At 73.2% G+C, this 20,835-nt stretch carries 24 protein-coding genes and 2 tRNA genes; 13 read left to right on the plus strand and 13 right to left on the minus strand.

Translation table 11 applies throughout. The annotated features are described in order from the left end of the window. Positions 1-68: 68 nt before the first annotated feature. The 3 genes from ACQP2Y_RS27245 to ACQP2Y_RS27255 all read right to left on the minus strand — a co-directional run bounded on the left by ACQP2Y_RS27245 (position 69) and on the right by ACQP2Y_RS27255 (position 2,389). Positions 69-1,055, minus strand: coding sequence for a phosphotransferase (locus tag ACQP2Y_RS27245; protein ID WP_433717871.1), 987 nt, complete (start codon positions 1,053-1,055; stop codon positions 69-71). Then, the gene (locus tag ACQP2Y_RS27250; protein ID WP_212988961.1) at positions 1,052-1,357 is read right to left on the minus strand and encodes a hypothetical protein; all 306 of its coding nucleotides are present in this window, start codon (positions 1,355-1,357) and stop codon (positions 1,052-1,054) included. The genes ACQP2Y_RS27245 and ACQP2Y_RS27250 overlap by 4 nt, the downstream gene beginning before the upstream one ends. 78 nt (positions 1,358-1,435) lie before the next feature. Next, entirely contained in the window at positions 1,436-2,389 is a 954-nt protein-coding gene (locus ACQP2Y_RS27255; RefSeq protein ID WP_433717872.1) for a GlxA family transcriptional regulator, read from the minus strand. 142 nt (positions 2,390-2,531) lie between these two features. Here ACQP2Y_RS27255 and ACQP2Y_RS27260 point away from each other — a divergent pair, with 142 nt between their 5' ends. After that, positions 2,532-2,663: a hypothetical protein gene (locus ACQP2Y_RS27260; protein WP_360825430.1), complete on the plus strand. Its 132-nt coding sequence runs from the start codon at positions 2,532-2,534 to the stop codon at positions 2,661-2,663. A 74-nt stretch (positions 2,664-2,737) separates the two neighbouring features. On the opposite strand, the gene ACQP2Y_RS27265 is transcribed toward ACQP2Y_RS27260, so the two are convergent. Then, the gene (locus tag ACQP2Y_RS27265; protein ID WP_433717873.1) at positions 2,738-3,499 is read right to left on the minus strand and encodes a hypothetical protein; all 762 of its coding nucleotides are present in this window, start codon (positions 3,497-3,499) and stop codon (positions 2,738-2,740) included. Positions 3,500-3,703: 204 nt separating this feature from the next. Here ACQP2Y_RS27265 and zwf point away from each other — a divergent pair, with 204 nt between their 5' ends. Further along, positions 3,704-5,098, plus strand: a complete 1,395-nt coding sequence (zwf, locus tag ACQP2Y_RS27270) for a glucose-6-phosphate dehydrogenase (protein WP_433717874.1) — start codon at positions 3,704-3,706, stop codon at positions 5,096-5,098. On the opposite strand, the gene ACQP2Y_RS27275 is transcribed toward zwf, so the two are convergent. Together ACQP2Y_RS27275 and ACQP2Y_RS27280 are read right to left on the minus strand one after the other, a co-directional pair. Then, positions 5,087-5,707 (minus strand): LysE family translocator, encoded by a 621-nt coding sequence (locus ACQP2Y_RS27275; protein ID WP_433717875.1) that lies wholly within the window; start codon positions 5,705-5,707, stop codon positions 5,087-5,089. The two genes, zwf and ACQP2Y_RS27275, sit on opposite strands and share 12 nt — an antisense overlap. A gap of 3 nt (positions 5,708-5,710) precedes the next feature. Continuing rightward, entirely contained in the window at positions 5,711-6,457 is a 747-nt protein-coding gene (locus tag ACQP2Y_RS27280; protein WP_433717876.1) for a phosphodiesterase, read from the minus strand. 146 nt (positions 6,458-6,603) lie between these two features. Here ACQP2Y_RS27280 and ACQP2Y_RS27285 point away from each other — a divergent pair. The 6 genes from ACQP2Y_RS27285 (at position 6,604) to ACQP2Y_RS27310 (ending at position 11,158) form a co-directional block, all read left to right on the plus strand. Next, positions 6,604-6,677 (plus strand) — tRNA-Cys (locus ACQP2Y_RS27285). 37 nt (positions 6,678-6,714) lie between these two features. After that, positions 6,715-8,244, plus strand: coding sequence for an ankyrin repeat domain-containing protein (locus ACQP2Y_RS27290; protein ID WP_433717877.1), 1,530 nt, complete (start codon positions 6,715-6,717; stop codon positions 8,242-8,244). Between the two features lie 27 nt (positions 8,245-8,271). Beyond that, positions 8,272-8,344 (plus strand) — tRNA-Glu (locus tag ACQP2Y_RS27295). A 22-nt stretch (positions 8,345-8,366) separates the two neighbouring features. Further along, on the plus strand, positions 8,367-9,698 hold the full coding sequence (locus ACQP2Y_RS27300) for an SDR family NAD(P)-dependent oxidoreductase (RefSeq protein ID WP_433717878.1): 1,332 nt from the start codon (positions 8,367-8,369) through the stop codon (positions 9,696-9,698). Beyond that, on the plus strand, positions 9,695-10,831 hold the full coding sequence (locus ACQP2Y_RS27305; RefSeq protein ID WP_433717879.1) for a gala protein: 1,137 nt from the start codon (positions 9,695-9,697) through the stop codon (positions 10,829-10,831). The genes ACQP2Y_RS27300 and ACQP2Y_RS27305 overlap by 4 nt, the downstream gene beginning before the upstream one ends. Before the next feature lie 69 nt (positions 10,832-10,900). Then, positions 10,901-11,158, plus strand: a complete 258-nt coding sequence (locus tag ACQP2Y_RS27310; protein WP_360542768.1) for a type B 50S ribosomal protein L31 — start codon at positions 10,901-10,903, stop codon at positions 11,156-11,158. A 53-nt stretch (positions 11,159-11,211) separates the two neighbouring features. Here ACQP2Y_RS27310 and ACQP2Y_RS27315 read toward each other — a convergent pair whose 3' ends face one another. Continuing rightward, the gene (locus ACQP2Y_RS27315) at positions 11,212-12,093 is read right to left on the minus strand and encodes a TIGR03619 family F420-dependent LLM class oxidoreductase (RefSeq protein WP_433717880.1); all 882 of its coding nucleotides are present in this window, start codon (positions 12,091-12,093) and stop codon (positions 11,212-11,214) included. After that, the gene (locus ACQP2Y_RS27320; protein ID WP_433717881.1) at positions 12,090-12,593 is read right to left on the minus strand and encodes a nucleoside deaminase; all 504 of its coding nucleotides are present in this window, start codon (positions 12,591-12,593) and stop codon (positions 12,090-12,092) included. Before ACQP2Y_RS27320 ends, ACQP2Y_RS27315 begins: the two co-directional genes overlap by 4 nt. Positions 12,594-12,641: 48 nt before the next feature. Here ACQP2Y_RS27320 and ACQP2Y_RS27325 point away from each other — a divergent pair, with 48 nt between their 5' ends. Then, a complete protein-coding gene (locus tag ACQP2Y_RS27325) occupies positions 12,642-13,001 on the plus strand; it encodes a MerR family transcriptional regulator (RefSeq protein WP_433717882.1) in 360 nt (119 codons plus the stop codon). Here the strand turns inward: ACQP2Y_RS27325 and ACQP2Y_RS27330 are convergent. Beyond that, positions 12,961-13,527, minus strand: a complete 567-nt coding sequence (locus tag ACQP2Y_RS27330) for a hypothetical protein (protein ID WP_433717884.1) — start codon at positions 13,525-13,527, stop codon at positions 12,961-12,963. The two genes, ACQP2Y_RS27325 and ACQP2Y_RS27330, sit on opposite strands and share 41 nt — an antisense overlap. A 101-nt stretch (positions 13,528-13,628) precedes the next feature. Between ACQP2Y_RS27330 and ACQP2Y_RS27335 the strand changes: the two genes are divergently transcribed. Genes ACQP2Y_RS27335 through ACQP2Y_RS27345 form a run of 3 tightly spaced genes read left to right on the plus strand, consistent with a single transcriptional unit; the run spans position 13,629 to position 15,947 of the window. Continuing rightward, positions 13,629-14,156, plus strand: coding sequence for a SigE family RNA polymerase sigma factor (locus ACQP2Y_RS27335; RefSeq protein WP_433717885.1), 528 nt, complete (start codon positions 13,629-13,631; stop codon positions 14,154-14,156). Next, positions 14,156-15,427: a hypothetical protein gene (locus tag ACQP2Y_RS27340; RefSeq protein WP_433717886.1), complete on the plus strand. Its 1,272-nt coding sequence runs from the start codon at positions 14,156-14,158 to the stop codon at positions 15,425-15,427. The genes ACQP2Y_RS27335 and ACQP2Y_RS27340 overlap by 1 nt, the downstream gene beginning before the upstream one ends. Positions 15,428-15,452: 25 nt before the next feature. Continuing rightward, positions 15,453-15,947, plus strand: coding sequence for a pyridoxamine 5'-phosphate oxidase family protein (locus tag ACQP2Y_RS27345; protein ID WP_433717888.1), 495 nt, complete (start codon positions 15,453-15,455; stop codon positions 15,945-15,947). Here the strand turns inward: ACQP2Y_RS27345 and ACQP2Y_RS27350 are convergent. Then, complete coding sequence (locus ACQP2Y_RS27350) at positions 15,934-16,509, minus strand: DUF6197 family protein (RefSeq protein WP_433717889.1); 576 nt, start codon at positions 16,507-16,509, stop codon at positions 15,934-15,936. The genes ACQP2Y_RS27345 and ACQP2Y_RS27350 overlap by 14 nt on opposite strands. 114 nt (positions 16,510-16,623) lie before the next feature. Between ACQP2Y_RS27350 and ACQP2Y_RS27355 the strand changes: the two genes are divergently transcribed. Further along, entirely contained in the window at positions 16,624-17,205 is a 582-nt protein-coding gene (locus tag ACQP2Y_RS27355) for a GNAT family N-acetyltransferase (RefSeq protein WP_433717890.1), read from the plus strand. 51 nt (positions 17,206-17,256) lie between these two features. Here the strand turns inward: ACQP2Y_RS27355 and yjfF are convergent, their stop codons facing one another. The 3 genes from yjfF to ACQP2Y_RS27370 are packed head-to-tail and all read right to left on the minus strand — an operon-like array spanning position 17,257 to position 20,818. Continuing rightward, entirely contained in the window at positions 17,257-18,270 is a 1,014-nt protein-coding gene (gene yjfF, locus ACQP2Y_RS27360; protein ID WP_433717891.1) for a galactofuranose ABC transporter, permease protein YjfF, read from the minus strand. After that, the gene (locus ACQP2Y_RS27365; RefSeq protein WP_433717892.1) at positions 18,267-19,298 is read right to left on the minus strand and encodes an ABC transporter permease; all 1,032 of its coding nucleotides are present in this window, start codon (positions 19,296-19,298) and stop codon (positions 18,267-18,269) included. Before ACQP2Y_RS27365 ends, yjfF begins: the two co-directional genes overlap by 4 nt. Further along, positions 19,295-20,818 (minus strand): sugar ABC transporter ATP-binding protein, encoded by a 1,524-nt coding sequence (locus ACQP2Y_RS27370; protein WP_433717893.1) that lies wholly within the window; start codon positions 20,816-20,818, stop codon positions 19,295-19,297. Before ACQP2Y_RS27370 ends, ACQP2Y_RS27365 begins: the two co-directional genes overlap by 4 nt. Positions 20,819-20,835: the final 17 nt, after the last annotated feature.

Here is a 20,835-nt window from a genome sequence, read left to right on the forward strand (position 1 = left end):
CCGTTGAACTCCCACCTAGTTAGGTCCGTGGGAACCGGTCGGCGTGACATCGACGATCAAGATTCTTTTCAGCGGCGGGCGAGGGCCTCCCGCATCGCGAGGCCGAGTCGTACGGTGCCCGCGAGGTCAGCGCGTCCGTCGGCCGCGGCGGCAGCCACTCCGAGCCGGTACGTGACCCGTTCGCGGGCGGTCATGGTGCCCCAACGCCAGTCGGCGCGCAGCATCCGGGCGAAGTGGTCGGTGCCCTGCCGCTCAGCCCGTTCCACGAGCGCGTCGCCCTGCACGACCCACCCCAGGCAGGCGTCGGCGAGGTCGCCGGGCGGGTCACCGCCGCGCAACGACCGCCAGGTCTCCCGGTACGCCTGCTCGGCGGCGAGCAGCACCGGCTCCGGCGTGGACCGCACGCACCAGCAGGTCGGGAAGCCGATCCGCAGGTACGCGAGCTCGTTGATCCCGGCACCGGCCGCGGCCCCTTCGAGGTCCACGAAGCGGATACCGCCGGTGGTCGTGATCTCGTTGCCGGGGCAGGGATCGCCGTGCAGCAGCGCCGCGGTTCCGGCTGCCCGCAGGCGCTCGAGCAGGGCCGCCAGCTCGTCGTCGACGCCGGCCGGGACAGTCACTCCCAGCGCGCGGGCCAGGTCGAGGAACGCCCGGACATCGCGCGGCGCGGGCCCGGTGTCGGCGGGCAGGTCCCCGGGGCCGAGGGCGTGCAGGCGGGCCAGTGCAGTGGCGTACCGGATCGCCCAGGGCTCGCCGTCGGGCACTTCGGTGAGGTGTTCGAGCACCAGTACCCGCCGCTGCGGGTCGGCGGCGAGCACCTCGGGCACTACGGCCGGGCGGGCGGCCCCGGCCAGGCGCAGGGCGGTCAGCTCCCGGTCGAAACGGCGGGCCGCGTCGGCGCCTCCGACGATCTGCTTGACCACTGCGGGCGTACCGGCGAACTCAGCTCGCCAGACCCGCGACCGCGGGCTGCTGGCGATGGTCCGCACCCGGCGCGGCCGGCCCAGCCGGTCGCGCAGCGCGGGCCCGAGCGGCAGGGCCCGCCGGAAGATCACTCGGCGATCATCCGGATGATCGCGTTGCCGCCGAGCATCAGCACGTCGGCGCCGGCCACCAGGGCCATGGCCAGGTGCATCCGGCGGCTGGTCAGCTCGGGGTCGGAACCGGTCAGCCCGAGCCCCGCGATGACCAGGGCGAGCAGGACCAGCGGGATGCCGAAGATGAGCAGCACACCGACCGAGCCGGGGGTCCGGCCCTGCACGACGAGCAGCGTGAGCATCACCGCCGGCCCGATGCCGAAGAAGAGCACGGCGAGCCCGCCGTACCACCGCAGCGACCGCGTCGCGTCCGTCACCATGCACCTCCGATGCGGCGCTCATGGTATCGAGTGCCGATCATCGCCCGGGCCGCCGCCACGGCGGCGCGGCGGGGCGGGTCAGTGGGTGCGGGTGCGGAACATCGACCGGTATGCCTGCGGTGTCGTGTCCAGCCGGTGTCCGAAGTGGTGCCGCAGCGTCGCGGCGCTGCCGAAGCCCGCCCGCACCGCGATCGTGTCGATGCCCAGGTCGGACTCCTCCAGCAGCCGCCGGGCCAGCAGCACCCGCTGGCCGGTGAGCCAGTCGTGCGGGGTCGCGCCGGTCTCGGCCCGGAACTTGCGGGCGAAGGTGCGCGGCGCCATGTGGGCCTCCGCGGCCAGGGTGTCCACCGTGTGCGGCTGGTCCAGGGTCTCCAGCACGTGGGTGAGCAGCGGCTGCAGCGTGTCGCACTCGATCGGCTGCACCGGCGTCTCGATGAACTGGGCCTGGCCGCCGTCGCGGTGCGGTGGCACGACCATCCGGCGGGCGAGCTGGGTGGCCACCGCCGAGCCCTGCTCCTCGCGGATCAGGTGCAGTCCGCAGTCGACCGCCGAGGCCGTGCCGGCGCTGGTGATGACGTTGCCGTCGGCCACGTACAGCACGTCGGGGTCGACCTTGGCCAGCGGGAAGCGGGCCGCCAGGGCGTCGGCGTGGCGCCAGTGGGTGGTGCAGCGGCGGTCGTCGAGCAACCCGGCCGCGCCGAGCGTGAACGCGCCGGTGCAGACGCTCATCACCCAGGCGCCGCGGGCGTGGGCGCGGCGCAGCGCGTCGAGGACCACCGCCGGCGGCTCCCGGTCGTTGGTGCCGGGCACGACCGCGACCAGGTCGGCCTCGTCGGCCGGCCCCAGGTCGTGGGCGGGCGAGATGCTGAAACCCGCATGGGTACGGACCGGAGCGCCGTCGACGCTGCAGACGGCGAACTCGTAGCTCGGCAGTCCCTCGGCGGTGCGGTCGTAGCCGAAGAGCTCACAGAGCACTCCGAGCTCGAAGACGGCCACGTCGGGAAGGGCGATCACGGCGACACTGCGCAACATGCGGCCAGCCTACGGCGTACTGGCAGGATTTTGAAGATGTATGGCATCTCTGCCACTGTCCGGGGCTTCGGCGCGGGTCCATGCTGGTAACAAGCCCGGTGCGCACCGGCCAACGAACCGCCGGAACAAGGGTGTGAACGTCATGGGATTCGCCGTCCTTCTCTTCTTCATCGCCATCGCCATCGCCTCGGGCGCCGGGCTCACCTTCGACAGCCGGGACAGCGGCGACTGGAAGCCCACCGCCGACGGCGTGCGTACGCCGGACAGATTTTGACCTTGGGTGAACACGGCACCGGCCCGTCCCGCGGATGAGTGCGGGACAGGCCGGTGCCGTTCGGTGCTCAGCGACTACTTCTTCTTGACCGCGCCCTGCTCCTCGGCGGCGCCGGCCTCTTCGCCAGCACCGGCCTCGTCACCGGCACCGGCCTCCTCACCGGCACCAGCGTCACCGGCGGCCTCGCCCGCGGCGGCCTTGGCACCGGAGAGGTCCAGGCAGGCGACCAGCAGAGCGGCGCGGGCGTCCGTGACAGCGGCGTCGAGCTCCTCGGCACCGGCAGCGCCCTCTTCAGCGGCACCTTCCTCGGCAGCGCCCTCCTCAGCGGCGGCACCCTTCTTCTTGCCCGCCGCCTTCTCGGCGCCCATGCCCTTGGCGTACTTCTTGGCCACGGCCTTCTTGGCCTTCTTGGACATCTCGGCCGGAGCGGCCTCGTCACCGGCGGCGCCCTCTTCGGCGCCTTCCTCGGCGGCGCCGGCCGCTTCCTCATCCGCGGCGGCCTGATCGATCGCGAACTGATCGCAGGCGGCTTCGAGCGCCAGCGCCGATGCGGCGGCCGCCTCGGCGGCACCGATCTCGTCCTCCGGCGCCAATGGTTCGCCGTCACAGACAACGGCGCCCGCGTTGATTTCCAATTTCTCGCAGCCCGCGATGTCGAAGTTCTGGCCGTCGACCACCACGATCTCCGACGCCTGCGCCTGCTCGCCCGCCGAGGCGAGCTGCAGACCGGTGACACCGCCCACCACCAGCACACCAGCGATGACCGCGCCGCCGATCGCCTTACGGTTGACCCCGGTCCGGCCGGTCCCGATGCGTCGTCGCTGTCGCAGTCTCATCACCACTCCTCGTCGTCGGACATCAATGTCGTTCCGGCAGCAAGTACGCGACCACATAGCGATCTGGTTCAGATCTTCGGCGAATTCAACCGGTTCAAAATATTGGCGACTTTTTTCGGCACATCGTGCGCGCGCGTCCGGCGTCACACCCGCGGTACGCCCATCCGCGGTTAATCGGCCCCGCGAACGGTGAATGCTGGAGGCATGGCGACGACGAAGACCGTGTTCGTACTGTTCGGGGCCACCGGTGACCTGGCGAAGCGGATGGTGCTGCCCGCCTTCTACACCCTGGCCATCGAGGGGCTGCTGCCCGCCGACTGGGTGCTGGTGGGCAACGGGCGCGGCGACGTCGCCCACGAGGACTTCCGCAAGCACGTGCACGACGTGCTGGTCGAGTTCGGACCGCACCCGGACAAGGGCCCGTGGCGCGAGTTCGAGCAGCGGCTGCTGTTCGCCGGCGGCGGCTTCTCCACCGACTCCCCCGGCAGCCTGCTCGACGTGATCGACGGCGCCCGCAAGAAGCTGGGTCCCAAGGCGGAGCTCGTGCACTACCTGGCCGTGCCGCCGCAGACCTTCCCCGAGCTGACCCGGGCGCTCGGGCAGCACGGCCTGGCCGAGGGCGCGCGGGTGGTCTACGAGAAGCCGTTCGGCACCTCGCCGGGCAACTTCCGGTCGCTCAACCGGATCGTGCACAGCGTGCTGGACGAGTCGCAGGTCTACCGGATCGACCACTTCCTGGGCAAGGAGGCGACGCAGAACCTGCACGTGCTGCGCTTCGCCAACGAGCTGTTCGCCGCGATGTGGAACCGCGAGCACATCGAGAGCGTGCAGATCGACGTCCCGGAGGACCTCGGGGTCGACGACCGGGCCGGCTTCTACGACGCGACCGGCGCGGTGCTCGACATGCTCGTCACCCACCTGTTCCAGGTCGCCGCCGAGGTCGCCATGGAGCCGCCGGCCAGTCTCGGCGCCGCCGACCTGCAGTCCGCCCGGGAACGGGTGATCCGCTCGTTCCGGCCGCTGGACCCGGCCGAGGTGGTCCTGGGCCAGTTCGACGGCTACCGCGCCGTCAAGGGCATCGACCCCAAGTCGAAGACGGACACCTTCGTCGCCGCGAAGCTGTGGATCGACAACGCCCGCTGGAAGGGCGTGCCGTTCCTGCTGCGCACCGGCAAGCGGATGGCCGCTAGCGAGCAGCGGGTCACCATCGTGCTGCGGACCCCGGACCGGCCGATCGAGGGGCTGCCGGCCCAGGCGAACGCGCTGACCTTCTCGCTGTCCGGCGACGGGCAGATCGAGCTGCGGCTGCTGGCCAAGAAGCCGGGCGTCGAGCTGCAGGTCGAGCCGGCCACGATCAAGCTGCCGCTGGCCGAGCTGCCGGACGCCGAGCCGCTGCCGCCGTACGTGCGGCTGATCCACGACGTGCTGCTCGGGGACCGTTCGCTGTTCACCCGGCCGGACGGGCTGTCGGCGGCGTGGCGGGCGGTGCAGCCGATCCTGGACGCGCCACCCCGGCTGGCGAAGTACCCGCAGGGCTCGTGGGGCCCGGCGGCGGCCAAGAAGCTGGTGGCGCCGTACCGGTGGCTGTCAGGCCAGTGAGGCCGCCGAGCGGATGCCGAGCGCCACGAGGATCACGCCGCCGACCCGGTTGATCACCCGCCGGGCCCGGTCGGTGCGCAGCATGCGGGCACCCGCCGACGAGACGACGATCCAGGCGCCGAGCCAGCCGACGACGAAGAGTGCGTGCGCGGTGACCAGGACGATCATCGGCGCCCACACCGGGCGCTCCGGCACGAGGAACTGGGGCGCGAGGGTCAGGTAGACGGCGGCGGCCTTCGGGTTGAGCACGTTGCCGAGCAGCGCCTGGCCGTACGGGTGGCGCAGGCCGACGCGCCGCGGCCGGGGCGGTGGCTCCCGGCGGCGGAGCGTCGAGACGATCATCCACAGGCCCAGGCCGGCCAGATAGACCGCGCCGGCCGCCTGCACCAGCCGGAAGGCCTGGGCCGAGTGCAGCACCAGCGCGGCGAGCCCGGCCGCGGCGAGCAGGCCGTGCACGTACAGGCCGGTGACCGTGCCGGCGACCACCCACCAGCCGTGCCGCCGCCCGGAGGTGGTGACGCCCGAGACGACCAGGGTCAGGCTGGTGCCCGGGCTCATGCTGATCGGGGCGACGACGGCGAGGAAGCCGAGCACCGCGGCGAGGCACACGGCTCAGACCACGACGCGGTAGTGGGTGGTCAGCCGGCCGGTGTCGTCGTGGACGTGGAAGGCCACGCCGGGCGGCTGATCGCGGGTAGCCAGTGGGCCCGGCCCCTCCCAGGGCATCCGCAGCGTGGAGATGACCCCGGGCGCCACGAGCAGCGGCCGGCCCGCGAACGTGCTTACCGCCGCGGTGTGCGCGTGGCCGGTCAGTACCGCCTTGACCTGCGGGTGCGCCGCGATCAGGGCGGCCAGTGGCTCGGCGTCGAGCAGGCGGATCGAGTCAGGCGCCGGGTGGTGCAGCTCGACCGGCGGGTGATGGAAGGCGATGAAGACCGGTGTCTCCGCCGCGACCGTCGCGAGCTGTCCGTCGAGCCAGGCCATCGTGGTCTCGTCGAGCCGGCCCTCGTCCGCGCCCGGGATGCTGGAGTCGCCCAGCAGGAAGACCGCGCCGGCCACGTCGTGCCGGCTGTTGATCGGGGCGGTGCCGCCCTCGGCGATCCCCAGCAGACCCTTGCGGTACGCGTCCCGCACGTCATGGTTGCCGGGGCAGACCAGCACCGGCAGCGGCGAGGCGAACAGCTTGGCGGCGAGCCGGTACTCGTCCTCGCGCCCGTTGTCGGCGATGTCGCCGGTGATCAGGATGGCGTCCACCGGCCCGGGCAGGGCGTTCAGGTGGTCCATGACGGCCACGGTCCGGGCCGCGGACTCGGGGGTGTCGTCCAGGTGGGTGTCGCTGAGATGGGCGAGCACGAACATCGGCAGCTCCCTGCTGGCAGATGCGGCAACCGTCAGCCGCGCACGCTAGCAACGGCCCCGGTCCCCGCGCCGCCCCTTTTCCCAGGAAAGCCGATCCGGCGCGGGCGGACAGCGCGGTCCTGGTGCCGCTAGAGTCCTGCGGCGGCGGGCCGTAGCGCAGAGGTCGTCGCGCCGCACTGCAGATGCGGAGGACGCCGGTTCGATTCCGGCCGGTCCGCCACCTCCGGCGGGGAGGTCCGGCGACGGGAGGGGTCGGCGTGGAGCGGCGACGGGAACGCCTGCGGTACCGGCGGGAGCTCAACCTGTGCGCGCCGCCCGCGATGATCGCCGCGGCCACCGAGCGGCGGCTCGCCGGCGACTGGCGCGGGGCCTGCGCGGCCGCGCTCGTCGAGGTGGATCTCGATCTGCGGGCGGTGGCGTCCTCCTACGGCGCCGCGCACGCCGAGCGGATCGAGGCCGAGCTGACCGGCTTCGCCCCCGACCTGCTGCGCCGGTTCCTGCCCCGGTCGGAGGGCCGGCTGGTGCCGCGGGCCACGGTGGTGCTGTCCCGCTTCGACGAGCCGTGCCGCGGGGCCCGGGAAGGCACCCGCCGGCATGGGCCGGTTCTGGTCGCCACCCACCCGCGCAGCTGGCAGGTCGTCCGGCAGGCCGTCAGGCTGCAGGTGGTGCACAAGTTGCCCACCCACTTCTACGACCTGCCGGAATGGACGTGGCGTGCCGATGCCGTGGCCGACCGGCGCTGGGTGTACGGCGCCGGCCCGGACCGGCTGCCGTGGCATTTCGCCGACGGGTCCCCGTACCCCCAGGGCACCGTGACGCCCCCGGAGCAGGCGGCGGACCGCACCGGTGAGATCGAGCGGATCGCCGCGGCGCTGGCCGCCGGGCGGCCGGTAGAGGCCTTCGAGCTGGCCGGCTTCGACGTCGACCAGACTCCGACCCACCACTACGGCCCCGAGCTGCCCAAGCTGCTGGCCCGGATGGGCCGGGCCCTGCCGGTGGCCCGCGCCGAGCTGCTCCGGCTCGCCCGCCGGTACGAGCAGGAGCGCTTCCGGGCCCAGTACGGCCTGATCGGCGTCTCCCGGTTCACCGTGCGCCGGCAGGACTACTCCCGCGCCGACTCCGGCCCGTGGATGTTCGACGTGCCGGCCCCGGCCGAGGTGAGCCTGCTCCGCTTCGGTGACATCGGCCCGGACGAGCTGCACCCGCTGGTGCACGAGGCGCTGTTCCCGGACCGCGTCCAGCGGTGGCGGGCGCAGGTCCCGCACGTGCCGGAGCCGATCCGGGTCCGCTGCGGCACCGACTGGCACACGGTCCTCGCCACCGGCGGACACCTGCGCACCCCGCACCACGGCGACGCCGACGCGGGCGGGCCGATGAGCGGCTGCGCGGCTGCGGTGCGGGGCTGGCGCACCGGTGTCCGGCCGATGCCCAAAGACGTCCGCAAGGACCGGCAGGCGTTGTTCGCCCTGGCCCTGCACGGCGACACCGACGGGCTGCTCGCGCGGCTGGCGGACGGTCTCGACCCCGGCCTGCGCGGCCCGGGTGGCGGCACCCTGCTGCACTGGCTCGCCCACCTGGACCACGAGCGGCTGCTGCCGGTGCTGCTGGGCGCGGGCCTGTCGCTGGAGGACCGCGACCACGAGGGGCGTACGGCTCTGCACGCTGCGGCCGAGTCATCCGCCGAGGCCACGATGGCGGCCCTGATGGCGGCGGGCGCCGACGCGGACGCCCGCGACCAGCGTGGACGGACCCCGGCGCGGGTGCTGGCGGAGGTACGCGGCCCGTAGCGGCGGTTGGTTATGCTTCCGCGCGGCGAGGCCGTAGCGCAGAGGTCGACGCACCCGCCTCTCAAGCGGGGGGACGCCGGTTCGATTCCGGTCGGTCTCGCCCCGGGCCGCAGGAGGGTGCAGTGTCGGTCGACCGTACGGAACTGGCGGTGTGCCTTTCCGTGCTCGCGCGGCTCGGCGACCCGGGCCTGGACGACGCCACCCGGCTGACGCTGGAACGAGCCGTCACCTCGGCCGCCCGTGATGTGAAGCGCCGGGCCAAGGTGCGCCGCGACGGGGAGACCCGGGCCGCGGACCGGGCCGTGCTGGCGGCGGCCACCCGTTTCCACACCGAGATCCCGCCGGAGCTGCCCGGCCCCTCCCCGGCCGCGCCCACTCCCGCCGGCACCCTGCGGCGTGAGCGCCGGTGCTACGTGTGCAAGACGGCGTACCGGGAGGTCGACGCCGACTATCACCTGCTCTGCCCGCCCTGCGCGGAGGAGAACAGGGTGCGCCGGCACGCCCGGTGTGACATGTCCGGGCGTACCGCTGTCGTCACCGGCGGGCGGGTCAAGATCGGCTTCCACACCACGCTGAAGCTGCTGCGCGACGGCGCCGAGGTCATCGTCACGACCCGCTTCCCGCGCGACGCCGCCCGCCGGTACGCGGCCGTGCCCGACTTCGCCGCCTGGGGACACCGGCTGTCCGTGCACGAGCTGGATCTGCTGGACCTCAACGCCACCCTGGATTTCGTGGCGCTGGCCGGGCGGCGCTTCGCCGGGCTGGACATCCTGGTCAACAACGCCGCGCAGACGCTGTACCGGCCCGAGGCGTACCACCGTGAGGTGCGCGAGGCCGAGACCGCGGCACTGTCCGGGCCGGCCGCCCGCATCGCGATCACCGCCGGCGACCCGAGTCTGCCGGTGGCCACCGGTGACCCGCTGTTCCCCGCCGGGCACCGTGACGAGACCGGCCAGCAGCTGGACCTGCGGGCAGTCAACTCCTGGGTGCTGCACGACGGCGATGTCAGCCCGCACGAGTGGCTCCAGGTGCACGTCGTGAACGCGTTCGCGCCGTTCCTGCTGACCTCGCGCCTGCGTCCGCTGCTCGCCGCCAGCCGGCACCCGCAGCGGCACGTCGTGCAGGTTTCGGCGATGGAGGGCAGCTTCTCGCGGTGGGGCAAGACCGTGCGGCACCCGCACACCAACATGGCCAAGGCGTCGCTGAACATGCTGGTCCGCACGGTGGCCGCGGACTACGCGCGGGACGGCATCCACATGAACAGCGTGGACACCGGATGGGTCACCGACGAGCGCCCGCACCCGGCCAAGACGGCCGTGCGGCAGGCCGGCTTCCGGCCGCCGCTCGACGTCGTGGACGGCGCCGCCCGGGTGTACGACCCGATCGTGCGCGGGCTGCGCGGTGACCCGGTGAGCGGCCAGTTCCTCAAGGACTACCGGAGTGTGCCCTGGTGAGCGACGCAACGCCGGTGCGCTGCCCGGCCATCACCGACCCCGGCGCCGGGCTGACCGACCCCGCGGACTTCGCTCCCCTGCTGGCTCGGCTCGCCGCCGCGGGCACGGTCGCGCAGCCCGAGGAGTTCCCGCGCGGGACGGTCCAGCCGGACGGCCGGCTCGACCTCTGCAAGCAGGGCCTCGGCCCTGCGCAGGCGGCCCGGATCGTCGCGGCGGCCGTCGACTCGCCGCTGGTGCGCCACCTGCTGCTCGGCACCAACGGCCTCGGTGCCGACGGCGCCCGCGCGGTCGCCGGCGCGCTGCGGCCCGGCCACCACGTCGAGACGCTCTATCTGGGCTGCAACCGGATCGACTCGGACGGCGTGGACGCGATCGCCGCCCGGCTGGCTGAGGACGACACCGTGCGGGCGCTCTGGCTCAAACGCAACCCGGTCGGCGACGACGGCGTGGCCCGGCTGGCCGCCGCGCTGGCCACCAACCGGGCGATCCGTACGCTCGACCTGGTCAACGTGGGCATGACCCGGCACGGCCTGCGGGCGCTGGCCGCCGCGCTCGCCGCCCGACCGGCCCGGTTGCAGCGCCTCTACCTGGGCGGCAACGGCTTCGGGCCGGACGTCGTGCCGGTGCTGGGCACGCTGATCCACGAGGCCGGAGTGCACGAGATCTACCTGGCCGCGAACCACCTCGGTGACGCCGGGGTGGCGGCGCTGGCCGAGCTCGCGGACGGGGTGGCCCTGACCCTCGGGCTGGGCGGCAACGGCCTGAGCCCGGCCGGGGCCACGGCACTGGCCCGGCACCTGGGCGCGTGGACGGCGCTGGACCTGGCCCGGCCGCCGTCGGAGCGGTCGCTGGGCGCGCACGGCAACGTGGTCGGCGACGAGGGCGCGTACGCGCTGGCCGACGCCCTCGGCGGGGCCCGGCTGCAGCGGCTGGACCTGCGGCGGACGGAGATCGGCGGGCGCGGCGCCCGGCGGCTGGTGGCGGCGGTGCCGGGGCATCCGACGCTGGCGTACCTGGGACTCAACGGCGGGGTGCCGCGCCGGCAGCGGCGCAGGGCGGCGGAGCTGCTCGCGGGGCAGCCGGCGCCGGTGCCGCACGCCGACGTCCGGGCGATCGCGAGCGTTTACCGATAGCCCGCGGTGAGTGGAATAACCGGCGTCCTCCTGCGTTCTACCCCCTGGATCCACTTGGAGGACTGAGATATGAAGACCGGAATCCACCCCGCGTACGGTTACGTCGTCTACCGCGACCGCAGCGCCGACTACTCGTTCCTGACCCGGTCCACGGCGACCAGTGACAAGACGGTCGAGTGGAGCGACGGGCAGACCTACCCGGTGCTCGACGTCGACATCTCCAGCGGCAGCCACCCGTTCTGGACCGGCAAGCAGCGCCTGCTCGACACCGCCGGCCGGGTCGAGAAGTTCCGCGCCAAGTACGCCCGCGCCCGCGGCGGAAAGTAAGCCGTCACCGCGCGACCGGCGGCACCCCTCACCGGGGTGGCCGCCGGTTTCGCTTATCCGGCCGCGTACGCCTGCCTGATCTCGGCCAGCTGCCGCTGCTCGGCCGCGTAGTCCCGCGGGCCGGGCTCGTCCGGGTTGGGGTCGAGGATCACCTCGCTCGCACCCAGCCCGACGAGCGCGTGCACGTCCCCCACGACCTGCTCCAGCGTGCCGACCCCGGCCGGGCGGTCCGGGCCGGCCGGCTCGGTCTGCAGCCGCGCCTTCACCCGCACGACCAGCTCCGGCACCGGCCTTTCCTGCTCCGCCGCCTCCTGGCGCAACGCCGGCAGCCCCTTGTCCCGGAGCCAGTCCAGGTCGGGGTTGATGGGATGCCAGGCGCTCCCCGAGCGGACCGCGCGCCGGATCGCCCGGCGCGACGCTCCGCCGACCCAGACCGGCACCCGGCCCTCCGGCGGCCGCGGCCCCGTCTGCACCCCCTGATAGCCGGGCCCGTCGACCCGGTCCGCGGCCCACGCCCCCGTGATGATCTCCAGGTACTCGTCCGTGACCGGGCCGCGCCGGGCATGGTCGGCGCCCAGCGCGGCGAACTCGGTGGCCGACCAGCCGGCCCCGACGCCGAGCACGAACCGGCCGCCGCTCATCAGGTGCAGCATCGCGCTCATCCGGGCGGTGTGCAGCGGGTGCCGGTACGGCAGCAGCACCACCGAGGTGCCCAGCCGCACGGTCGAGGTCTGCCCGGCCAGCCAGGCGAGCAGCACGAACGGGTCGTGGAACGGCTCGGGATAGATCGCGGCGACCTCCGGGGTCAGCACGACGTGGTCGGAGACCACCAGGGTGTGGAAGCCGCCGTCCTCGGCGAAGCGGGCCCAGCCGAGCAGCGCGTCGTAGCTGGATTCGGGCCCGAAGTTGGGCACGTTCACGCCGAGCCGGATCATCGGGCGACCGCCTGCTCGTAGCGCCGGAAGGGGGCGGCGGCGTCGGCGTCGGTGTGCCCCGGGCGGGCGATGCCAGGCAGGACCGCCGTGACCGCGTCGATCAGCCGGGCCGTGGTCGCCGCGTCGCCGTCAATGGCCGCGGGGACCAGGGACTTGTCCGCGGCGTACACGATCTCGCCGATCCCGGCCGCGGCGGCGACCAGCCGGCAGATCGCGCACGGCTCGCAGCTGGAGTAGACGACGGCGCCGGACAGGTCGGCCGTGCCGAGCCGGCGGGTGGCGTCGCGGACGGCGACGACCTCGCCGTGCCCGGACGGGTCGTGGTCGTCCACGACGGTGTTGGCGCCGCCGCCGAGCACGACGCCGTCGCGCACGACCAGCGCCGCGAAGGGCAGCCGGCCGGTGGCGGCCTGGTGCAGAGCCAGTTCGACGGTACGGGCCAGCGCCGCCCCCTCGTCGAGCGGGACGCCGATCAGCGCATTGACATCAACGGTGGTCATCCGATGAGACTAGAAGTTGACATCGGTGTGAGGGGCAAGGGAGTGATGATGCGGATCGGTGAGCTGTCCGCCCGGACCGGCGCGAGCACGCGGTCGATCCGCTACTACGAGGAGCAGGGGCTGCTGACGTCGGTGCGCTCGGGCAGCGGTCAGCGCACGTACCCGGAGGCGGCGGTCGAGCGGGTGCTGCTGATCCGGCGGCTCTTCGACGCGGGCATCGGCAGCCGGACGATGTCGGACCTGCTGCCCTGCCTGAGCGACCCGGCGATCCGGACCCCCTGGCTCAGCGACCGGCTGCGGGCCGAGCGGGAACGCATCGTCGCCGAGATCGCCGAGCTGACCGGGACCGTCGCCGCCCTCGACGCCGTCATCGGCGATCTGGCGATCCCGGGAACACCACCTCGGTGATCGTCGCCGTGCCGGTCGTCGCGCCCCGCTCGTGCATGGTGATCCGGTCACCGGGCTCGAGATGATGCCAGCGGACGGCGGTCAGCGGGGCCAGCCGGACCGGACCGGCGCCGCCCGGCGCCAGCTCCTGGGCGTACTCGACCCAGATCAGCGCCACCGCCAGGTCCGGCGCGCCGGCGGGGGTGAGCAGACCGGTGTCCCACAGCGGCCGTACCGTCCCGGCGCCCGGGATCGCCGCAGTGCGCGTGCCGGGGATGAGCCGCAGCTCGGCGCGGATGACGCCGTGCAGCACCTCGCGGCGCCGCCACGCGCACCACGCGGCGCTACGCTCCAGGCCCATCCGGTACGCGGCTTCCTCGAGGATCTGGAAGTAGGACGTGGTCACCGGATGGTCGTCGCCCCGGTCGAGCAGCACGTCCAGGGCGAGCTCCCACTCGTGCTGGGCCAGGTACTCGTCGAGGTCGGCCCGGGGCAGCCGGGCGGGCAGCTCGCCCGCCGCCTGGCGCAGGAGTCCGGGCACATCCACGCCAGCGATTGTGCCCGGGTCACGATCGGGCCCGGCGACCGGACAACCGGGTGGTCCTCCGTACCCGTCTGAGAAGTGATGACCCGACGGAGGGCGGCACGATGCGGGACGGTTCTGAAGCGGAGTACGTCGACTACGTCACGGCGCGGATACCCGCGCTGCGGCGGCTGGCGTTCCTGCTGGCGGGCGACGAGCACCGCGCCGACGACCTGGTGCAACAGACCATCACCACGCTGTACGTGAAATGGCAGCGGGCGGCCACGGCCACCCACCTCGACGGGTACGTGCGCACCATGCTGGTCCGCACGTTCGTCGACGAGCGGCGGCTGGCCTGGGCCCGGGTCCGGCTGCTGCGCGAGACACCGGAGCCGCTGCCGCCGGCCGGCGGCAGCGGCATCGAGGATCGCCAGGTCGTCCGGGTGGCGCTGGCCCGGCTGCCGCGCCGGCAGCAGGCCGTGCTGGTGCTGCGCTTCTTCTACGACCTGCCGGTCGACGAGGTGGCCGCGATCCTCGGCTGCTCGGCCGGCACGGTCAAGAGCCACACCTCCCGCGGTCTCACCACCCTGCGACGCCTGCTCGGCGAGCGGGAACTGACGGGCTTTTCCACCCAGGAACTGAGGAGCCGATGATGCCGTCCGATTTCGACCTGCTGCGGTCGCTCGACGACCAGCCGCGTACCGCGTCCACCGTGGACATCGGCCGCGCGATCGCCGACGGGCGCCGCCGGCACCGCACCCGCCGCGCGGCGGGCTACACCGGCGCCGCCGCGGTGACCGCGCTCGCCGTGGCCGGCGCGTCGGTGGCGGCCGGATCGGTCACCGAGCCCCGTCCGAAGGTCGCCGCCCCCACGAGCGCTTCGGTCAAACCGCCGCTCTACACGATCCCGGGCACCCCCGGGTGGACCGCGCCCGCGGCCACCCCGCCGAGCAGCTGCACGCTGGACCGGCTGCCCGCGCCCGACAACGCACCGATGGCCCTGGTCTCCGGAGCCGACCCCGGCGGCCGGTACATCGTCGGCCGCTCGTACCCGAAGGCCGGCGGCTACCAGGCGGTCATCTGGCACGACGGCCAGGCGCGCAAGGTGATGCTCCCCGGCGACCTGGAGGAGTCCCTGCGCGACGTCAACTCGGCGGGCACCGCGGTGGGCTGGAGCTACGCCGGCAGCGGCCCGGTGCCGTACGTCTACCGCGACGGCAAGGTGGCGAAACTGCCGGGCGTACGGCGCGGCTCGGCGCTGGCGATCAACGAGGCCGGCGCGATCGTCGGCGACAACGACACCGGCAACGCCGCGCTGCTGTGGCGCTCGGCGACCGCCAAGCCGATCCGCCTGCCGGTGCCGGCCGGCACGTCCCGGGCCCAGGCGACGGACATCGACGAGGACGGCACCGCGGTCGGCACCCTCGACGACGAACGGCCGTACGTCTGGTTCCCGGACGGCACCCACCGCGAGCTGCCGATGCCGGCCGTCGGCGGCAAGCCGGCCGTCACCGCCCGGGCCTTCAGCATCCGCAACGGCTGGGCGACCGGGGTGGCCACCGACGGCACCGGCCGCGACGGCAGCAACCCCTCCCCCGGGGCCGAGGGCAGCGACAAGAAGGCACCGGCCCGCGTGACGGCCGTCCGCTGGAACGTCCGCACCGGCGAGGTCCGGCTGATCGACGGCCTGGAGATCGGCGCGAACACGGCGAACGCCCACGGCTGGCAGGTCGGCACGGACAAGCAGGGACGCGCGGTGCTCGTCGCCGACGGCAGGACGGTCGTGCTGCCGGACCTGGCCACGCACGAGCCGGGCGGCCTGGCCAACATCGCCACCACCCTGAGCGACGACGGCCGCACCATCGGCGGCCAGTCGGACGACGCCTCCGGCACGATCCAGGCCGTGGTGTGGCGCTGCCGGTGACGTGCAGGTGAGGCAGAGTGCTCGCATGACCGACGACGATCTCCTGGCCCACGCGCGGGGCATCATCGCGAGCAACCACTACCTCGTGCTCGGCACGACCGGGCCGGACGGGCATCCGTGGACCGCCCCGGTCTACTTCGCCCCGTCCGGCGACCGGGACTTCTCTTGGGTGTCCGAGCGGGACGCCGTCCACTCCGGTCACCTTGCCGCGCATCCGCGGGTGAGCATGGTCGTCTTCGATTCCACCGTGGCGCCGTACCACGGCCGGGCCGTCTACGCGGTCGGGGAGGCGCGGGAGGTGGCCGGTGCGGACCTCGAGCACGCGTTGCGCAGCTATCCCCGGGCGGACGGCGGCGGGGCGGCACCGGTGACCCGGGAGGACGTGACCGGGTCTTCCTCGTACCGCCTCTACCGGGTGACGGTGTCGGACATGTGGGTGCTGTGCCCCCGGGAGCCGCGGGAGCCCTGCCCGCGGCACGGCCTCGCCAAGGACCACCGGGCCCGGGTCATCGGGGGGTGAGCCGCCGGTCCGCGTCGGCGATCCGGGCCATGGTGCGGTCCAGCAGGTCGAGCACCTCGGCCCGGGTCCGGTAGGGCCGGTCGTTCCAGGTGGTCAGGTCGCGGACGCGGGCGACGCGCACCGGCGGCGCGGAGAGCGGTCCGACCGGGTCGGCGTCCGGGGTGCCGCCGAGCAGGGTGCACCAGAGCGCGTCCACCGCGGGGTAGGCGTGCTCCGGCCGCGGACTCTGCTGCCAGGCCGCGTGCATCACGGCGCCGACCAGGCAGGCCTCGACGACCCGGGTGCGGTCCAGGCGGCTGGGGAAGATCGACGACATGGTGCGGCGGCGGCCGGCCGGCGTCTCCATGACGTACCAGGTGTGTTGCGTCCAGCCGTGCCCGACGACGGCCCGGGCGGCCGTCAGCACGGCCAGGGCGTCCTGGTGGCGGTGACTGCCAGGGCTGCGGGCCGCAGACGGTACGGGGTCAGCCTGCACCGGTGGCCGCCGGGACACCGCGGTGATGGCGGAGCCGAGCCGGGCCAGCACACCCCGCTGAGGTCGGCGGGTGATCGCTTCGTTCATGTCCGCCTCCGGGTGCGAGCAGCGTGACCTCGGTCGATTGTCCCCCGCCGGACCGCAGCTGGGAAAGATGACCTGTGTGCCATCCCGGGCGGCCGGGCTGCGAAGCTGGCTGACGTGACCGCCTTCTCGACGCCGCCCACCATCGTCGCCGGCACCCTCGCCGCCGGCCCGCAACCCGCGCTGTCCGCCCCCGGTGACCTGCTGCTGCGGCCGTGGGAGGCGGCTGACGCCGGGGTCTTCCTGGACGCCTACAGCGACCCGGAGATCCGGCGCTGGCACACCCGCCGCCCCTCGTCGACGGAGCAGGTCGACGAGTGGTTCGACCAGTACCGGCGGGACTGGGCGCAGGAGCGAGGCGGGCACTGGGCGGTGACCCGGGCCGGCGATGTCGTGCTGGGACGCATCGCCCTGCGCGGCTTCGACTTCTCCGACGGCGTCGCTGTGTGCGCGTACTGGGTGCTTCCGGCCGCCCGGGGTGCGGGGGTGGCCTCGCGGGCGCTCACCGCCGTGAGCGACTGGGCTCTGGGCCCGGCCGGGTTCCACCGCCTGGAGCTGGATCACTCGACCGGCAACCAGGCGTCCTGCCGGGTCGCCACCAGGTCCGGCTTCCGGCTGGAGGGCACCAAGCGCAGCGCCGCCGTGCATGCCGACGGCCGGCACGACATGCACCTGCACGCCCGCGTGCGGGGCGACTGACCGAGAACTGCCCGGCGGATGGCGGTCCGCCGGGCAGTTCACGTGGTGCCGCTAACGGGCCCGTCTGGTGACCAGGCGCTGCAGCACGATGAACGCGAACAGCAGGATGCCCACCACGATCCGGGTCCACCAGGAGCTGAGCGTGCCCTGGAAGGTGAGGATCGTCTGGATCAGGCCCAGCACCAGCACGCCCAGCACGGTGCCGAACAGGTAGCCCGAGCCGCCGGTCAGGATCACGCCGCCGATCACCACCGCGGCGATCGCGTCGAGCTCCATGCCCTGCGCGTGCAGGCTGTAGCCGGACAGCATGTAGAAGCTGAGCAGCACGCCGCCCAGCGCCGACAGGAACCCGCTGATCGTGTAGACGGCGATCCGGGTCCGGCCCACCGGCAGACCCATCAGCAGGGCCGAGTCCGCGTTGCCGCCGATCGCGTAGACCGTGCGGCCGAACCGGGTGTACGCCAGCACGAACGCCCCGGCCAGCACCACCACCAGGGCGATCACCACGCTGGTGGAGATGAAGATGCCCGGCCCGAACCGGATCCGCTCCTGGGCCATCGCGGTCCAGAACGGGTCGGTGATCGGGATGGAGTTGCGGTTGATCAGCAGCGACAGGCCGCGGGCCAGGAACATGCCGGCCAGCGTGGCGATGAACGGCTCCACCTTGAAGTAGTGGATGACCAGGCCCATGCCGAGACCCAGCGTCGTGCCGATCAGCAGCACCAGCGGTAGCACCAGCGCCGCCGGCCAGCCGTCGTTGAGCAGCGTCGCGGCGACCACGGTGGTCAGGGCGACCACCGCGCCCACCGACAGGTCGATGCCGCCGGTGAGGATCACGAAGGTCATCCCGGCCGCGACGACGAGCAGGAAGGCGTTGTCGACGAAGACGTTGAGCAGGACCTGGGTGTCGGAGAAGTTGTCGTAGTTGGCGACGCCCAGGCCGTACATCAGGGCGAGCAGAGCCAGGGTGGCCAGCACCGGGATGTGCCGCCGGTCGAGCCGGCGCCGCTTGTGCGGCGGGGCCACGGTGACCGCCGGCTGCGGCGGAGCCTTCACGTCGGTCATGCGGGCACCTCGGCTGCGGGAGTGACGGCGGGGGTACGGCGGCGGCGGAACACCGCGGCGCGGAAGGCGGCGGACTGGCTCAGACACAGAATGACAACCACGACCGCTTTGAACAACAGGGTCGTCTCGGCCGGCACGCCGATCGTGTACGTCGTGATGTCCAGCGCCGAGATCAGCACCGCCCCGAGCACGCTGCCCGCGATCGAGAAGCGGCCGCCGGTCAGCGCCGTACCGCCGATCACCACCGCGAGGATGGCGTCCAGCTCGATGAGGTTGCCGGCCGCGTTGCTGTCGGCGCTGGCCACGTTGGAGCTGAAGATCAGGCCCGCGATGCCGGCACAGACGGCGGCGAACATGTACGCCATGATGGTCAGCCCGCGGGACCGGATGCCGGCCAGCCGGCTCGCGGTCGGGCTGGCGCCCACGGCCTCGACCAGCACGCCCAGCGCCGAGCGGCGGATGAGCAGCACGGCCGCGGCCACCACGACCGCGACGATGATCACCGAGACCGGGATGGCCAGCGCGTAGCCCGCGCCGATCACCCGGAACGGCGGTGACGACACGTTGATGATCTGGCCGCCGGTGAGCAGCTGGGCGATGCCCCGCCCGGCCACCATCAGGATCAGCGTGGCGATGATGGGCTGGATGCCGATCACCGACACCAGTACGCCGTTCCAGAGGCCCGCCACCAGCGACAGGACCAGGGCCAGGCCGACCGCCAGCAGCACGCCGCCGACGCTGCCCGGATCGCTCAGGTCACCGATGAACAGACACGCCACGGCGCCGGAGATCGCCATCACCGAGCCGACCGACAGGTCGATGCCGCCGGTGGCGATGACCATCGTCATGCCGAGGGCGACCAGGGCCAGCGGGGTGGCCGAACGCAGCACGTCGATCAGCGAGCCGTACAGGTGGCCGTCCTGCAGGGTGATCGTGAAGAAGCGCGGGGCGAAGAAGACGTTGCTGACCAGCAGCAGGACGAGCACGACGGCGGGCCAGAAGAGCCGGTGCTTGACGATGGCGGTCACGGGTTAGCTCCACTCGCGATGGCCTGCATGACGCGGTCGGCGTCGACGCCGCCGCCGGTGTTGTCGAGTTCCTCGACCAGGTGCCGCTCGCGCAGCACCTCGATCTTGTGGCTGAGCCGGAGCACCTCCTCGAGCTCGGCACTGACGAAGAGCACGGCCATCCCGCCGTCGGCCAGCTCGACCAGCAGCCGCTGGATCTCGGCCTTGGCGCCGACGTCGATGCCGCGGGTCGGCTCGTCCACGATGAGCAGCCGGGGCTCGGTGATGAGCCAGCGGGCCAGCAGCACCTTCTGCTGGTTGCCGCCGCTGAGATTGCGCACGGCCACGTCCGGGTCGGCCGGGCGGATGCCCAGGGTCTTGATGTAACGCTCGACCAGCTCGTCCTGCTTGCGCCGCGGGATCGGCCGGGACCAGCCGCGGGACGCCTGCAGTGCGAGCACGATGTTCTCCCGCACGCTGAGCTCGCCGACGACGCCCTCGGTACGGCGGTTCTCCGAGGAGAACGCGATGCCGTGGTTCATGGCCACCCGCGGGGTCCGCAGGGCGACCGGCTTGCCGTCGATCTTGATGGTGCCCTCATCGGGGCGGTCCGCACCGAACAGCAGCCGGGCCAGCTCGGTCCGGCCCGAGCCGAGCAGCCCGGCCAGCCCGACGATCTCCCCACCGCGGATGGTCAGGTCGAACGGGGCGATGGCGCCGGTACGGCCCAGCTCGTGCGCCTCGATGATGGGCTCCCGCGGCGCGTCGGCCGTGACCGTGCGCGGCTCCTCCTCGAGGCGCTCCAGCACCGTCAGTTCCTTGCCGATCATCTTGGTGACCAGCTGCATCTGGGTGAGCTCGGCGGTGGCGTACTCGCCGATGAGGGTGCCGTTGCGCAGCACGGTCATCCGGTCCGCCACGGCGTAGACCTGGTCCAGGAAGTGCGAGATGAACAGGATGGCCACGCCGTCGCGCTTGAGCCGGCGCATGACCTCGAACAGGCGCTCCACCTCGGAGGCGTCGAGGCTGGAGGTGGGCTCGTCCAGGATCAGCACCTTGGCCGAGATGTCGATCGCCCGGGCGATGGCGACCATCTGCTGGATGGCCAGCGAGTACGTGCTCAGCGGCGCGGCCACGTCCAGGTGCAGGTCCAGCCCGGCGAGCAGGGCGGCCGAGCGGCGGCGCATCTCCGACCAGCGGATCTTGCCGAAGCGCCGGGGCTCGCGGCCGATGAAGATGTTCTCGGCCACGGAGAGGTTCGCGCAGAGGTTCACCTCCTGGTAGACCGTGCTGATGCCGGCCTGCTGGGCCTGCAGCGGCCCGCCGAAGCGCACCGGGGTGCCGTTGAGCCGGATGTCGCCGGCGTCGATGCCGTACACCCCGGTCAGGACCTTGATCAGGGTCGACTTGCCGGCACCGTTCTCGCCCATCAGGGCGTGGACCTCGCCCGGACGCAGCGAGAAGTCGACGCCGTCGAGCGCGACCACGCCCGGGAAGGTCTTGCGGATGCCGGTCATCTGCAGGATCGGCGGGTCACCCATCGTTTTGCTCCTTGTCG

The organism is Actinoplanes sp. CA-051413 (assembly GCF_050955795.1).
In the GTDB taxonomy this organism is placed as follows: domain Bacteria; phylum Actinomycetota; class Actinomycetes; order Mycobacteriales; family Micromonosporaceae; genus Actinoplanes.